Source organism: Pseudomonas sp. TE3552 (assembly GCF_056278945.1).
Genome location: NZ_JBWBQJ010000001.1, coordinates 4669834 through 4683821 on the forward strand (window position 1 = coordinate 4669834; position 13988 = coordinate 4683821).

General features: G+C 60.0%; 13 protein-coding genes. 5 read left to right on the forward strand and 8 right to left on the reverse strand.

Translation table 11 applies throughout. From position 1 onward, the window contains the following. Positions 1-111: 111 nt before the first annotated feature. The 5 genes from ureE to ACZ9BB_RS21175 all read left to right on the forward strand — a co-directional run bounded on the left by ureE (position 112) and on the right by ACZ9BB_RS21175 (position 3862). Positions 112-612 carry an urease accessory protein UreE gene (ureE, locus tag ACZ9BB_RS21155; protein ID WP_476215932.1) on the forward strand — a complete coding sequence of 167 codons (501 nt, stop codon included), beginning with the start codon at positions 112-114 and terminating at the stop codon, positions 610-612. Continuing rightward, entirely contained in the window at positions 609-1283 is a 675-nt protein-coding gene (locus tag ACZ9BB_RS21160; RefSeq protein WP_476215934.1) for an urease accessory protein UreF, read from the forward strand. Before ureE ends, ACZ9BB_RS21160 begins: the two co-directional genes overlap by 4 nt. A 37-nt stretch (positions 1284-1320) precedes the next feature. Then, on the forward strand, positions 1321-1935 hold the full coding sequence (ureG, locus tag ACZ9BB_RS21165) for an urease accessory protein UreG (protein WP_187678571.1): 615 nt from the start codon (positions 1321-1323) through the stop codon (positions 1933-1935). Positions 1936-1969: 34 nt separating this feature from the next. Then, positions 1970-2542 carry a HupE/UreJ family protein gene (locus ACZ9BB_RS21170; protein WP_476215936.1) on the forward strand — a complete coding sequence of 191 codons (573 nt, stop codon included), beginning with the start codon at positions 1970-1972 and terminating at the stop codon, positions 2540-2542. Between the two features lie 192 nt (positions 2543-2734). Next, on the forward strand, positions 2735-3862 hold the full coding sequence (locus tag ACZ9BB_RS21175; RefSeq protein WP_476215938.1) for an AGE family epimerase/isomerase: 1128 nt from the start codon (positions 2735-2737) through the stop codon (positions 3860-3862). A gap of 132 nt (positions 3863-3994) precedes the next feature. Here ACZ9BB_RS21175 and ACZ9BB_RS21180 read toward each other — a convergent pair whose 3' ends face one another. From ACZ9BB_RS21180 to amaB, 8 genes are all read right to left on the reverse strand, one after another. Next, on the reverse strand, positions 3995-4765 hold the full coding sequence (locus tag ACZ9BB_RS21180) for an SDR family oxidoreductase (protein ID WP_258697794.1): 771 nt from the start codon (positions 4763-4765) through the stop codon (positions 3995-3997). Positions 4766-5524: 759 nt separating this feature from the next. Then, positions 5525-6241, reverse strand: coding sequence for an ABC transporter ATP-binding protein (locus ACZ9BB_RS21185; RefSeq protein WP_476215941.1), 717 nt, complete (start codon positions 6239-6241; stop codon positions 5525-5527). Beyond that, positions 6238-7110, reverse strand: a complete 873-nt coding sequence (locus ACZ9BB_RS21190; RefSeq protein ID WP_476215943.1) for an ABC transporter ATP-binding protein — start codon at positions 7108-7110, stop codon at positions 6238-6240. The genes ACZ9BB_RS21185 and ACZ9BB_RS21190 overlap by 4 nt, the downstream gene beginning before the upstream one ends. Beyond that, positions 7107-8390 carry a high-affinity branched-chain amino acid ABC transporter permease LivM gene (livM, locus tag ACZ9BB_RS21195; RefSeq protein ID WP_476215944.1) on the reverse strand — a complete coding sequence of 428 codons (1284 nt, stop codon included), beginning with the start codon at positions 8388-8390 and terminating at the stop codon, positions 7107-7109. The genes ACZ9BB_RS21190 and livM overlap by 4 nt, the downstream gene beginning before the upstream one ends. A 3-nt stretch (positions 8391-8393) precedes the next feature. After that, positions 8394-9308 (reverse strand): ABC transporter permease subunit, encoded by a 915-nt coding sequence (locus tag ACZ9BB_RS21200; protein WP_027921961.1) that lies wholly within the window; start codon positions 9306-9308, stop codon positions 8394-8396. Between the two features lie 167 nt (positions 9309-9475). Beyond that, positions 9476-10609 carry a branched-chain amino acid ABC transporter substrate-binding protein gene (locus ACZ9BB_RS21205; protein WP_476215946.1) on the reverse strand — a complete coding sequence of 378 codons (1134 nt, stop codon included), beginning with the start codon at positions 10607-10609 and terminating at the stop codon, positions 9476-9478. Positions 10610-10972: 363 nt separating this feature from the next. Beyond that, positions 10973-12256 (reverse strand): L-pipecolate oxidase, encoded by a 1284-nt coding sequence (amaA, locus tag ACZ9BB_RS21210; RefSeq protein WP_476215948.1) that lies wholly within the window; start codon positions 12254-12256, stop codon positions 10973-10975. Positions 12257-12414: 158 nt separating this feature from the next. After that, positions 12415-13905: an L-piperidine-6-carboxylate dehydrogenase gene (gene amaB / locus ACZ9BB_RS21215; RefSeq protein ID WP_476215949.1), complete on the reverse strand. Its 1491-nt coding sequence runs from the start codon at positions 13903-13905 to the stop codon at positions 12415-12417. Between the last annotated feature and the right edge of the window lie 83 nt (positions 13906-13988).

Consider the following 13988-nt stretch of genomic DNA (forward strand, 5'->3'; position numbering starts at 1 on the left):
CTCCAGCATTCTGAAACTCCCTCTCCGCCCTGACAGGCATTTCCTACGCTTCACCCGATTGGCAAGCCCCTTGCTCTAGCCCCGGTATTGTCCATTGCTGGAAGCCTTCCGATGCTGGTGATTCATCGCAGAATCGACCCTCAACCCGTCTGGGCCGCCAAGTTGCACCTGACTTTCGAAGCCAGGAGCAAAAGCCGTTTGCGCTGTTTCAGTGCCGAAGGTGAAGACGTCGGGTTGTTTTTGGAGCGCGGCCAGCCGCCGTTGTACGACGGCGAATGCCTGCAAGCTGAAGACGGGCGCATCGTTCGCGTCTGTGCTCGCCCCGAGCAACTGCTACACGTCACCTGCGCCAATGCTTTCGAACTGACCCGCGCCGCCTATCACTTGGGCAACCGCCATGTAGCCCTGCAAGTCGGCGATGGCTGGTTGCGCCTGCTCGACGATTACGTACTCAAGGCCATGCTCGAACAGTTGGGTGCCAAGGTCCAAGACATCGAAGCACCGTTCCAGCCCGAACATGGCGCCTACGGCGGCGGCCATCACCATTCGCGCCATGGCGACGAGGCTTTCAACTACCCGCCGAAACTGCACCAGTTCGGCGTGCGTTTATGAGCCCGGCCTGGGCGCTGCTGCGTCTGGCCAGCCCGCAGCTGCCGATTGGCGGCTATAGCTATTCCCAGGGTCTGGAAATGGCTGTGGATAACGGCCGGGTCAACGACCCCGACAGCGCGCGACGCTGGATCAGCGATCAGTTGCTGCTGAACCTGGCACGTTTCGAAGCGCCGCTGCTGCTCGCCCATTGCACCGCCGCGGCAGAGGAGAATTGGGGCGAGTTGCTGCAACGCTGCGAAGAGCATCGCGCCAGCCGCGAAACCCGTGAGCTGCATCAGGAAAGTCGACAGATGGGCTATTCCTTGCAGCAACTGCTCAGCGGTTTGCCGGAACTGGATGCAGCGGCCCGCGCGTTTCTGCAGCAATGCCCTGAACCGCACTTGGCCCTCGGCTGGGCACTGGCGGCTCGCGCCTGGCAGATCAGCCCGCAAGATGCGCTGGCCGCCTGGCTCTGGAGTTGGCTGGAAAACCAATTGGCGGTGTTGATGAAAACCCTGCCCCTTGGCCAGCAAGCCGCCCAGCGCCTGACCAGCGAATTGCTGCCGTTGCTGCAACAGGCGCAGCAAGACGCCACCCGAATCAACCCCGAACACTCTGGCAGTGCCGCTTTCGGCCTGTCCCTGGCGTGCATGGCCCATGAGCGCCAGTACAGCCGTCTGTTCCGTTCCTAGGGCCTGTTATTTTGGGCCTTTTATTTTGGAGAACCACATGAACACACAACCTCTGCGCGTCGGCATCGGCGGCCCGGTCGGTTCCGGCAAAACCGCGCTAACCCTGGCCCTGTGCCTGGCCCTGCGCGAGCGCTACAACCTGGCCGTCGTGACCAACGACATCTATACCCGCGAAGACGCCGACTTTCTGGTGCGCAACGAAGCCTTGGCGCCGGAGCGGATCATCGGTGTGGAAACCGGCGGTTGTCCGCACACGGCAATCCGCGAAGACGCCTCGATCAACCTCGAAGCCGTGGATCAGCTGAACCGGCGCTTTCCGGGGCTGGACCTGATTCTGGTGGAGTCCGGCGGTGACAACCTTTCGGCGACCTTCAGCCCGGAATTGTCCGACCTGACAATTTACGTGATCGACGTCTCGGCCGGCGACAAGCTGCCGCGCAAGGGTGGGCCGGGCATCTGCAAATCCGATTTGCTGGTGATCAACAAGATCGACCTGGCGCCGCTGGTAGGCGCATCGCTGGAAATGATGGACAGCGACACTAAACGCATGCGTAACGGCAAGCCATTCGTCTTCAGCAACCAGAAAACCGGCCAAGGCCTGGAAGACATCATCGCCTTCATCGAACGCCAGGGCTTGCTGACCGCGGCCTGAGCACGCTCACACTTATCAACAAGGAAGCTTATCCATGACACTGAAGCGCATTCTGGGCACCCTGGCCCTGCTGCTGACGCCGGCTATCGCGTTCGCCCACCCGGGCCACGGCGACAATGGCCTGATGGCCGGCATCAGCCACCCGATCGGCGGCCTCGATCACTTGCTGGCGATGGTTGCCGTGGGGTTATGGGCGGCGCAGCACAAAGGCACTGCACGCTGGGCGCTGCCGTGCACATTCGTTGGCACTCTGCTGATCGGCGGGCTGCTGGGTTTTGAAGGGCTGGACCTGCCGGCGCTGGAGGGCGGGATTGCCGCTTCGGTCCTGGCCTTGGGGCTGGCAGTGGCTTTGGCGGTGCGTCCGCCGCTGAGCGTGGCGGTGGGTGCGACTGCGTTGTTCGCACTGTTCCACGGTGTGGCGCATGGGCTGGAACTGCCGGATATGGCGAGTCCATGGGCGTATGCGGCGGGTTTTGTGGTGGCGACGGCCGCGCTGCATGGGTTGGGTTATGCGGTGGTTCGAGTGCTGCCTCAAGCCGCGGCGCCGTTGATTCGGCTGGCGGGCGCGGCGTCGGCGGCGACCGGGGTTTGGTTGCTGGCGGGTTGATTCTCTGGCGTCTGAACTGGCCTCTTCGCGGGCAAGCCTCGTCCCTACAGGATATTCGCCGCCGGCACAGATCGCGTGAATACCGAAGATCCCTGTGAGCGGGCTTGCCCGCGAAGGCGGCCGATCAGACACCGCGTCCCTCAGGCCTGCTAACATGTCGCGCAATTAACCCTGCCGTGACGACGCCAGCCAATGCCGCATGTTTCCCGCTCTGCCTCCCAGCCTGAATTGACCGCCCTGTTCGCCTCGGTGCAGCAGCACTTTGAGGACGTGATCGTGCCGCTCTGGCAAGGCCCCGGCTGGAACGCCGACATGGCATTGCCTTATGAAGCGCTGGATGCCGAGCATCGACCGCTGCCACCTCAGCGCTACCGGGCCATGGCCTGCGCGCGGCAGCTGTACCTGTTTTCCAGCCTTATCGGTCAAGTACCCCAGGCCGAAGAACGTGCGGCGGCGCTGTTCCGTTCCTTGCAGCGGCATTTCCACGATGCCGAGCATGGCGGCTGGTTCTACAGCATCGACCCGCAAGGTGCGCCGCTGGATCAGCGCAAGGACCTCTACACCCACGCCTTCATCTTGTTCGCCTGCGCCCATTATTGGGACAAGGTTCGCGAACCGCTGGTGGAGTCGGTACTCAACGCCGCGCTGGAAGTCGTGGCCCGGCGTTTTGCCATGGGCGACGGCCTGTATGAAGCCAGCCTGGACCGTGATTGGTCCTCGCTCAACTCCGGGCCGCTGCAAAACCCTTTGATGCATTTGGCCGAAGCCTTCCTCGCCACCCTGTCGGTGCGCGAAGACGCAGCGGTGCAGAGCGCGCTCGTCGAGTTATGCACAACCATGCAAGAGCGTTTTATCGATCCGCAACACGCGGTGTTGATGGAAAAGCCGCTTGGGGCTGTGGATAACTGGTTCGAGCCGGGCCATCAGTTTGAATGGTATTTCCTGCTGCAATCCTCGCCGTTGCTGCGAGGCTCGAAACTGCACACCTCGCTTGAGCGCGCGTTTGCGTTCACCGAACAACGGGGTGTCGATCAGCAGACCGGTGCCGTGCGCGCGATGCTGGAACTGAATGGCCGCCCTCGCGACGCAACCCAACGCATCTGGGCTCAAGCCGAATACCTGCGCGCCCTGACCTTGCGCCCGGGCAGTGAAGCGTCAGTCGAGCGTCAATTGCAGGCGTTGCAACAGCGCTTTGTGCATGCGGGCGGTTGGTATGAGTGTCGCGATGAACAAGGCCAGGTGAGCCGCAAGGACATGCCTTCGACCACGCCTTATCACTTGGCAACCTGCTATCGCGGGCTGGCCGAGTATCTCGGCTGAGTTTTTTGTGGCGAGGGGGCTTGCCCCCGTTGGGCTGCGCAGCAGCCCTAGTGTTCTGTCAGTTGCATCGCAGGCGGCTGCTTCGCACCCGAACGGGGCGGTGCGGCGTTCCGACAAGCCCCCTCGCCACAATTACGCCTTGCCGCCATTACGCTCAATGGCAAACCCGCTCCAGGTCTGGCTCACCGGCATCAGCTCAAGGCTGTTGATGTTGATGTGGGCCGGCGCGTTCAGCACCCAGAAAATGGTCTCGGCGATGTCTTGCGGCTGGATCGGCTCGGCACCGGCATAAGTGGCGTTGTACCGCTCCTGGTCACCGGCGAAACGCACCAGCGAGAACTCGCTCTCGCACAGGCCCGGCTCGATGTTGCTGACCCGCACGCCCGTGCCTTGCAGGTCGCAGCGCAGGTTCAGGGAGAACTGTTTGACGAACGCCTTGCTCGCGCCATACACGTGGCTGCCCGGGTACGGGTAGTTGCCGGCGATCGAGCCGAGGTTGACGATGCTGGCGCCACGACCGTGGGCGATCAAACGCGGCAGCAGCAAGCGGGTGCTGTACATCAGGCCTTTGATGTTGGTGTCGACCATGGTGTCCCAATCATCAAGGTCGCACTTGGGGGCCGGGTCCACGCCCAAGGCCAGGCCGGCGTTGTTGATCAGCCCGCGCAGCTTGGCGAAGGACGGCGGCAGATTGGCAATCGCCTCTTCCATGGCCTTGCGATCCCGTACATCGAGCACCAGGCCATGGACCTCGGTCTGCTTTGACAACTCGGCACACAGGGCATTGAGGCGCTCTTCACGACGACCTGTCAGCACCAGTTTCCAGCCGGCCTCGGCAAATCGACGGGCACAGGCTTCGCCAAAACCGGAAGTCGCGCCGGTAATAAACAGGGTGTTGGACATCGTGTTCTCCTTGCTTCGGCTGACAGTCAGCCATTGGAATAGAAAATCAGCTGGCAGCATGCCCGGCCTTGCCCACAGCGGCAACCATCGCAAAAACCGTACAAAAAACGATCAATGCTGGCAACACCCCATGCACCGTGGCTTGCAGCCATGTACACGCACCTTATCCACAGGCCGGTCCACAGTTTCCGGGGGCAAGTGGAAAAGCTGCAAGCCGCTGTGCACAAGGCTTTGCGAGCAGATTAGAAAGTTTTTTGCTTGACCCTCGGGCGCCTGCTGTGTAGCCCCGGGCAATTTGCACGACCGAGCGGTCAAACCGACGATGGCGCCAAGCCAGTAACTACGGCCCTCAGCCGGGTCTTTCCAGAGTTTAATCACAGACTTATCCACAGGCTTGTCCACCTCGATTCATACCGAGTCTACCCGTAACAAAAAGGTTGACAAAGCCGGCTCGCAGGTCGGCAAAAACGCCTGATCAAAAAATAACCAAACCTCTGCAAGCCACGGATTAAAAGGCTTACAGCCAGCTACTCCCACGTTATTCACAGCCAGCTCCACAGCAAACGGGGACAAGTCAAAACCGAGACAAAACAGCGATTTGCAGCGGCTTTATGTCGCGCTTTGAGAGCTCCTGAATATTGTTTTCCACAATTTCCAAAAAGCACACGCCGCTCGCTCCCACAAGGGATTGTTGGTGTTTTATAGATAGAAAAAAGCCCCGGCGATTGCTCGTCGGGGCTTGTTGTTACAGCACAGAACTCAATGCCCGCCGAGGTATGCGTTACGCACCTCTTCATTTACCAGCAGCTCCTTGCCGGTGCCGCTGAGGCGGATCTCGCCGTTGACCATCACATACGCCCGGTCTGACAGCTTGAGAGCGTGGTTGGCGTTCTGCTCCACCAGGAAGATGGTCATGCCGGTGCTGGCCAGTTCCCGCAGGGTCGCGAAGATCTGTTTCACCACAATCGGCGCCAGCCCCAGGCTCGGCTCATCGAGCAGCAACAGCTTCGGCCGACTCATCAGCGCCCGGGCGATGGCGAGCATTTGCTGCTCGCCGCCAGACATGGTCATGGCCCGTTGGGTGCGTCGCTCTTCGAGGCGCGGGAACAGCTCGAACATGCGTTGCATGTCTTCCTTGGCGTACTTGTCACCGATCGGGATGGTGCCCATCAACAGGTTTTCCTCGACGGTCATGTCGGGGAACACCCGCCGGCCTTCCGGCGATTGAGCGATACCGTTGGAGGCGATGTAGTGGGACGACTTGTGCGTGATATCCACACCCTGATAGACGATTTTCCCATCAGCCGCCCGTGGCTGGCCGAAGATCGACATCAGTAAGGTCGACTTGCCGGCACCGTTGGAGCCGATGAGGCTGACGGTTTCGCCTTCGTTTATGTGCAGCGAGACCTTCTTCAGGGCCTGGATCGGCCCGTAGAACACGTCCAGATCCTTGAGTTCGAGGATGGGTTTACTCATACCACTTCCTCTTCTTCGGCGCCCAGGTAGGCGGCAATCACTTTTGGATCATGTCGAATCACTTCGGGACCACCCTCTGCGATGACAACGCCGTGGTCCAGCACCACGATGTGGTCGGAAATACTCATTACCATGCCCATGTCGTGTTCGATCAGCACCACGGTCAGATCATGCTCATCCCGCAGCAACCGGATCATCGCGCTCAACGCTTCGGTTTCCTGAGGGTTGAGGCCGGCGGCCGGTTCGTCGAGGCAGATGATCTGCGGGCGGGTACACATGGCTCGGGCGATTTCCAGACGGCGTTGCTGACCGTAGGACAGTTCACCGGCCAGGCGGTTGGCACAGTCCACCAGATCCACCACTTCCAGCCAGTAGAACGCATGGTCCAGCGCATCGCTTTCGGCCTTGCGGTAACCCTTGGTGTTGAGGATGCCGGCCAGCATGCCGCGGTTGACCCACATATGCTGGGCCACCAGCAGGTTTTCCAGCACCGACATTTCCCTGAACAAGCGAATGTTCTGGAAAGTCCGCGCCAGACCGGCACGGTTGATCAGGTGCGTGCCGCCGAACATTTTGTAGTGGAGCCGGCTGATGAAGCTTTTCGGCGAAACGAAATCGATTGCCTTGAACGGTTCCCCGAGCATCTTGATGACGTCGGTTTTCACACCACGGGTGTTGAGTTCGATATGCCCGCCGGACGCTTTGTAGAATCCGGTCAGGCAGTTGAACACGGTGGTCTTGCCGGCGCCGTTGGGGCCGATCAGGGCGAAAATCGAGTTGCGTTTGACCTTCAGGCTGACATCGCTCAGCGCCTTGATGCCGCCAAAGTGCATCATCAGTTTGTCTACCGAGAGTACGACTTCGCTCATGGCGCTACTCCTTTACGCGGGGTCACACCGGTACGGCTGATCCGAATCAGGCCGCGCGGTCGCCAGATCATCATCAACACCATCAGGACGCCGAACAACAGCACGCGGTATTCAGCGAAGCCGCGCAGCAGTTCCGGGGCGACGGTCAGCACGAAGGCCGCAATCACTACGCCGATGGTCGAGCCCATGCCGCCGAGGACGACGATGGCGAGGATCAGGGCCGATTCGAAGAAAGTGAACGAGGTCGGGTTGACGAAGCCTTGATAGGTGGCGAAAAACACACCGGCCAGCCCGGCCGTCGACGCACCGATGGTGAACGCCGAGAGCTTGACCAGTACGTGGTTCAGGCCCATGGAACGACAGGCGATTTCGTCTTCACGCAAGGCTTCCCAGGCGCGACCGACCGGCATCCGGGTCAAGCGGTGCTTGATATGCAGCACGGCCAGTACCACCAGGAACAACACCGCGTAGATGAAGTAATACTTCACGTCCGGGTTATAGGCGATGCCGAAAAACTCATGGAACGGCACCCCGCCCTCTTTCGCCCTTTTGCCGAACTCAAGGCCGAAGAAGGTTGGCAACGGAGCCGCCATGCCATTCGGGCCGCCGGTCAGGGACAGCCAGTTATTGAGGATCAACCGGATGATTTCGCCGAAGCCCAGGGTCACGATCGCCAGGTAGTCACCGTGCAGGCGCAATACCGGGAAACCGAGGATGCAACCGGCGAGGCCAGCGGTGATCGCCGCCAGCGGCAACACCGTCCAGAACCCCAGACCGAGGTATTGATAACCGAGCGCCAGGCCGTAGGCACCGATGGCGTAGAACGCCACGTAACCCAGGTCGAGCAGCCCGGCCAGACCGACCACGATGTTCAGGCCCAAGCCCAGCAACACGTAGATCAACCCGAGAATGACCACGCCCAACAGATAAGAGTTGGAGAAAAACGGGAACACCACGGCAATGACGATCAACAGCGGGATGATCCAGCGCAACCGGGATTTGTAATCAGGCGGCAGTACATGAACCCCGGAGCCGGTGCTTTCAAAGCCTTCAAGAATTCTCAGGCCCTTGGGGGTTTGCAGGAACAGGCTCAGGGCAAAACGACCCGTCATGACGATGGCGACAATCCACGCCACACGGGTCGGTTGCAAGTCAAAGCCGTAGCCATCGAGGACTACGCCAACAATCGGGCCGAACACAATCAGGGCGACAAGGCCGGCAAGAATCGCGTCAACCAGGCTTCTTTTGATATCAATGGTTTTTTTAGTGGTTGAAGACATCGCTTACACCTTCGACACAAGAGGACGGCCGAGCAGGCCTTGGGGCCGAAAGACCAGAACGAGAACGAGCAGCGAGAAGCTGAAAACGTCTTTGTAATCCGAGTTCACCAGACCCGAGAACAGTGACTCGGAGATCCCGAGAATGATCCCGCCGAGCATGGCGCCAGGCAGCGAGCCGATGCCGCCGAGTACCGCTGCGGTGAACGCTTTGATCCCGATGACGAAGCCGGCGTAGAAGTCGAATGTGCCGTAGTTCATGGTGATCAGCACGCCGGCCAGGGCCGCCATCGCTGCACCGATGATGAACACGTAGGAAATCACCCGGTCGGTGTTGATCCCGAGGATCGAGGCCATCTTGCGGTCTTGCTGGGTGGCGCGGCACATGCGGCCGAGCTTGGTGTACTTGATGACATAGGTCAGCAGGCCCATCCCGACGAACGCGGCAACCAGAATGAAGATCTTGGTGTAGGTAAGCTGGACGAAGCCGGTCCCGACTTCAACTCGCCATGCACCGGTCAGCAGTGTAGGAACCCCTTGTTGACGGGCGCCTTGGGCGATCTGTGCATAGTTTTGCAGGATCAGCGAAATACCGATGGCGCTGATCAACGGTGCCAGTCGGGTGGAGTTGCGTAGCGGTTTGTAGGCGACGCGCTCGATGACCCAGCCATACACCGCCGTGACGACAATGGTGAAGACCAGTGTGCCAAGCATCAGCAGAGGGAAGGATTCAATACCGAAGTATGCCAGCAGAGCCAGACTGATCGCCGCGAGGTAAGCAGAGATCATGTAAACCTCGCCATGGGCGAAGTTGATCATGCCGATGATGCCATAGACCATTGTGTAGCCGATGGCGATCAGGCCATAGACCGACCCGAGGGTCAGGCCGTTGACCAGTTGCTGCAGGAAAATACCATCCATAACGCAATCTCACGCATTTGAGAGACTGCACAGAAGCCGGGTGCGACGGACCGGGGTTCAGCCACCGGCGCAACACGGTTGTGTGCAGCTCTACGAGAAAAGACAGGTACTGCACGGACATGTTCTTTGATTGCCCGGCGCACAAGGCACCGGGCAGTCAGGTCATATCACTTCTGTTTTTCCAGTTGGTGGTATTTGCCGTCCTTGTCCCACTGGTAAACCACGTAGTCGGAGACTTTCAGGTCGCCCTTGCTGTCCCAGGTCTTCTCGCCCATGACAGTCTTGACCGGGTTGGCTTTCAGCCATTTTGCAGCGTCTTCGCCCTTGTTGGATTTGGCGCCATTGAACGCTGCGGCCAGGGTCTGGACCGAAGCGTAGGCGTACAGGGTGTAGCCTTCAGGTTCGGTGCCGGCCTTGCGGAAGGCGTCTACCACGGTCTTGCTGTCTGGCAGCAGACGTGGGTCGGCGCCGAAGGTCATCAGTACGCCATCAACGTTCTGTGGGCCACCGGCGGTGGTCACCAGTTCGTCAGTCACGATGCCGTCATCGGACATGAACTTGACGTCTTTGAGGCCCTGTTCACGCAGTTGCCGAACCAGTGGACCGGCTTCCGGGTGCAAGCCGCCGAAGTAGACCACGTCGGCACCGGCCGCACGGATCTTGGTGACGACGGCGCTGAAGTCTTTCTCGCCGCGAGTCAAGCCTTCATACAGCACTGGCGTTACGCCGCGCTTGATCAGTTGAGCCTTGGTGGCATCTGCCAAGCCTTGGCCATAGGTGTCTTTGTCGTGCAGCACGGCGACTTTCTTGCCCTTGAGCACGTCGACGACATAGTCGCCAGCCACGATACCTTGCTGGTCGTCACGCCCGCACATGCGGAACATGGCACTCAGACCGCGCTCGGTCACCTTGGGGTTGGTGGAACCTGGGGTGATCGTGATGATGCCAGCTTCGTCGTAGATCTCGGAGGCAGGGATGGTCGACGAGGAGCAGAAGTGACCTACCACACCAACGACTTTCTTTTCAGTCAGGTCCTTGGCGACCGTCACAGCCTGCTTCGGTTCGCAGGCGTCATCGCCCTTGACCAGTACGATTTTCTCCCCGTTGACACCGCCAGCTGCGTTGACCGCATCAGCGGCTGCCTGTGCACCCTTCATGTACTGCTCGCCAAATGCCGCGTTGGCGCCTGTCATCGGACCCGCCACACCGATTTTCACATCAGCCTGTGCAAACGCAGAAACACCCAACGCAGCTGCCACTGCGAGGGCCAGAAAGCCTTTCTTGTAAAACGTCTGGGACATGAGGTGGTGCTCCAAGGTTTTTTTTAGTTGGCACTGCGACTTCACTGAATGCTCAGAGCAAGGGCCGTGCCATCGGTTTTTTATTCTGAAAAAAGTCGCTGCTTTGTTGTTATTTCGACTGTTTCGATCCCATTTTCATTGGGTGTGCAACCGTCTAAACCGCGGGAGGTGAAACCATTTATCTTTAAAGGCGCAACCCGCACGCGCCATCATTGCAACCACAGCACTAAACGACGTGCAACCTGCCTGTAACAGACTGCGTCACCGAACTGCACACTGCTGGTGCGCAACTGCTACAACCCGCACCATTACAGGCTAGCCGCTTCGCTGAAAAGCGCTGCTTCCAGCAACATATTTCAACAATCAGATCACGATCCGCAGGCACTGGCCCGCGTGATACAGCGAAAAACCGGCCTCATACAGGCAGCTTCGCAGCCCCACACCCGCCAATGGCTGCATGGGGGCGAAAGGAATCGGCAGGGCTTGAGGATTTCCGTTACACAAATAGTCGGCGAAGGCTTTGCCGACCACTGTGCCGGTGGTCACGCCTCGACCGTTGTAACCGGTGACGGCCACCAGACCCGGCGCCGGCTCGAACAAGCGCATCAAATGATCTGGGGTGAAGGCGATGCAACCGGTCCAGGTGCACTCCCATTCCACCGGTTTAAGGTATGGGAAGTAATGCTGCTGAACCCGGTCGGCCCAGGCTTTGAGGAACCAGGTCGGTTTCTGGTTGCCATTACCGAGACTGCCGAGTAACAAACGCCCTTCGGCATCGCGACGAATGCTGCTGAGTACCTGCCGGGTGTCCCAGGAACCCTGGCCACCGGGCAGAATCTGCTGCGCGGCGTCTTCGGTCAGCGGCACCGAGGCCACTTGATAGTAATAACCGGGGAAGAAGTTGCGCCGCAGTTCCGTCCAGTCGCCTTCGGTGTAGGCGTTGGACGCAATCACTACCTGTTCGGCCAGCACCGAACCCTGGGCGGTCTGCACCGACCAGCGTTGGCCCTGACGTTCAAGTCGGGTCACCGGGGAATGATCGAACAGCTGACCGCCAAGACTAATGGCTGCCTTGGCCAACCCCGTGGTGTAGGCCATCGGGTTGATCGTGCCGGCACGTCGATCGAGCAATGCGGCGGCGATCTTTTTGGTTCCGGTCGCTTGTTCGCAGGCCTGACCGGTCAATAGCTCGACCGGCGCCCCACGACGTTTCCATTGTTCTTCGCGACTGCGCAAATCGGCTTCGCCACGGGCGTTGTGCGCCATGTGCAGCGTGCCTTCGCGGCGTAACTGGCAATCAATGTTGTATTTGTCGACCAGGCTGAACACCAGTGATGGTGCCGCACCCAGCATGCGGTTGAGCTGACTGCCGACCGCCTCGCCGAAACCGGCTTCGATTTCATCCGGTGGAATCCACATCCCGGCATTGACCAGCCCGACATTGCGACCCGAACCGCCATGCCCGGCGCGATGCGCTTCCAGCACACAAACACTTTTACCCTGTTCCAGCAAATGCACCGCCGCCGACAAACCGGTGAAACCGGCACCGATGACGCAGACATCCACCGTCACCTCGCCCTTGAGCGCCACATTGTCGGGCCTTTGCGGCGTCAGTTTTTCCCACAGACACTCTTCGCGTAACGGCATTGCCAGACTCCAATCCGAAACCTAACCAACACACCATTTCCCTGTGGGAGCGGGCTTGCCCGCGATAGCGTCAGCACATTCAACATCTGAGTGACTGAGAGATTGTTATCGCGGGCAGCCCGCTCACACAGTGTTCTTCATGGGTTCAAAGGAGACCATCAGTCGAACGTAATCCCCTGAGCCAACGGCAACTCCAGCGAATAGTTCACGGTATTGGTCTGGCGACGCATGTACCCGCGCCATGCATCCGAACCGGACTCACGACCACCACCGGTCTCTTTTTCGCCGCCAAACGCACCCCCGATCTCCGCCCCGCTCGGGCCGATGTTGACGTTGGCGATCCCGCAATCGCTGCCCACCGCCGACATGAACTGCTCGGCTTCACGCACGTCGGTGGTGAAGATGCACGACGACAGGCCTTGTGGCACAGCGTTATTCAGGCGCAATGCCTCATCGAAGTCGTTGTAACCGATCACGTACAGAATCGGCGCGAAGGTTTCGCTGCACACCACATCGCTCTGCTCCGGCATTTCGACGATGGCCGGTGAAACGTAGTACGCGTTGGGGAATTTATCTTCCAGCTGACGCTGACCGCCAAACACCCGGCCGCCTTCGCTCAAGGCTTGCTCCAGCGCGTCCTGCATGTTGTCGAAGCTGTGTTTGTCGATCAGCGGCCCGACCAGGTTGCCTTCCAGTGGATGGCCGATGCGCACCTTGGAATAAGCGGCTTTGAGGCGGGTAACGATTTCTTCTTTCACCGACTCGTGGGCGATCAGGCGACGCAAGGTGGTGCAACGCTGACCGGCGGTGCCGACGGCGCTGAACAGAATCGCCCGTACGGCCATGTCCAGATCGGCGCTCGGGCCGAGGATCATCGCGTTGTTGCCGCCCAGCTCCAGAATGCTGCGAGCGAAACGGGCCGCGATTTTCGGCGCCACTTCACGGCCCATGCGGGTGCTGCCGGTGGCGCTGACCAGCGCGACACGCGGGTCATCGACCAAGGCTTCGCCAGCATCGCGACCACCGATGATCACTTGGCTGAGGTGCGGCGGTGCGTCGCTGAAATTCTTCAGTACGCGGTCGAACAGTGCCTGGCAGGCCAGCGCGGTCAGCGGGGTTTTCTCCGACGGTTTCCAGATCACCGGGTTACCACAGACCAGCGCCAGCGTCGCGTTCCAGGCCCAGACGGCGACCGGGAAGTTGAACGCGCTGATCACGCCAACGACGCCCAGCGGGTGCCAGGTTTCACGCATGTGGTGGCCAGGACGCTCGGAAGCGATGGTCAAACCGTACAACTGACGGGACAGACCGACGGCGAAGTCGCAGATGTCGATCATTTCCTGAACTTCACCCAAACCTTCCTGAGTGATCTTGCCAGCTTCCCAGGACACCAACTCACCGAGATCGGCCTTGTATTCGCGCAGGATGTCGCCCAATTGACGCACCAGTTCGCCACGACGCGGCGCCGGAACCTTGCGCCACAGTTCGAACGCATGATCTGCGCGACTGATGTGCTGCTCGACTTCAGCAGCGCCTTCCCAGTTCACAGCAGCGATACGACTGCCGTCGATCGGCGAGTGCACCGGCACTTTGCCATTCTGGTACAGGGCCGGGTTCACACCAAGACGATCAAGCAATGCGGCTACCATGGGTCACTCCTCAAGCAAAAAACAGAATGTGTGCAGCCGCAAAATCACGACTGGGCAGGCCTGTAGTTTTAGCGCTCTGGAGG

What these genes read in the sequence shown, in the direction of transcription:
- ureE (WP_476215932.1), top strand. Translation starts at nt 112, where the DNA reads ATGCTGGTGATTCATCGCAGAATCGACCCTCAACCCGTCTGGGCCGCC.
- ACZ9BB_RS21160 (WP_476215934.1), top strand. Translation starts at nt 609, where the DNA reads ATGAGCCCGGCCTGGGCGCTGCTGCGTCTGGCCAGCCCGCAGCTGCCG.
- ureG (WP_187678571.1), top strand. Translation starts at nt 1,321, where the DNA reads ATGAACACACAACCTCTGCGCGTCGGCATCGGCGGCCCGGTCGGTTCC.
- ACZ9BB_RS21170 (WP_476215936.1), top strand. Translation starts at nt 1,970, where the DNA reads ATGACACTGAAGCGCATTCTGGGCACCCTGGCCCTGCTGCTGACGCCG.
- ACZ9BB_RS21175 (WP_476215938.1), top strand. Translation starts at nt 2,735, where the DNA reads ATGCCGCATGTTTCCCGCTCTGCCTCCCAGCCTGAATTGACCGCCCTG.
- ACZ9BB_RS21180 (WP_258697794.1), bottom strand. Translation starts at nt 4,765, where the DNA reads ATGTCCAACACCCTGTTTATTACCGGCGCGACTTCCGGTTTTGGCGAA.
- ACZ9BB_RS21185 (WP_476215941.1), bottom strand. Translation starts at nt 6,241, where the DNA reads ATGAGTAAACCCATCCTCGAACTCAAGGATCTGGACGTGTTCTACGGG.
- ACZ9BB_RS21190 (WP_476215943.1), bottom strand. Translation starts at nt 7,110, where the DNA reads ATGAGCGAAGTCGTACTCTCGGTAGACAAACTGATGATGCACTTTGGC.
- livM (WP_476215944.1), bottom strand. Translation starts at nt 8,390, where the DNA reads ATGTCTTCAACCACTAAAAAAACCATTGATATCAAAAGAAGCCTGGTT.
- ACZ9BB_RS21200 (WP_027921961.1), bottom strand. Translation starts at nt 9,308, where the DNA reads ATGGATGGTATTTTCCTGCAGCAACTGGTCAACGGCCTGACCCTCGGG.
- ACZ9BB_RS21205 (WP_476215946.1), bottom strand. Translation starts at nt 10,609, where the DNA reads ATGTCCCAGACGTTTTACAAGAAAGGCTTTCTGGCCCTCGCAGTGGCA.
- amaA (WP_476215948.1), bottom strand. Translation starts at nt 12,256, where the DNA reads ATGCCGTTACGCGAAGAGTGTCTGTGGGAAAAACTGACGCCGCAAAGG.
- amaB (WP_476215949.1), bottom strand. Translation starts at nt 13,905, where the DNA reads ATGGTAGCCGCATTGCTTGATCGTCTTGGTGTGAACCCGGCCCTGTAC.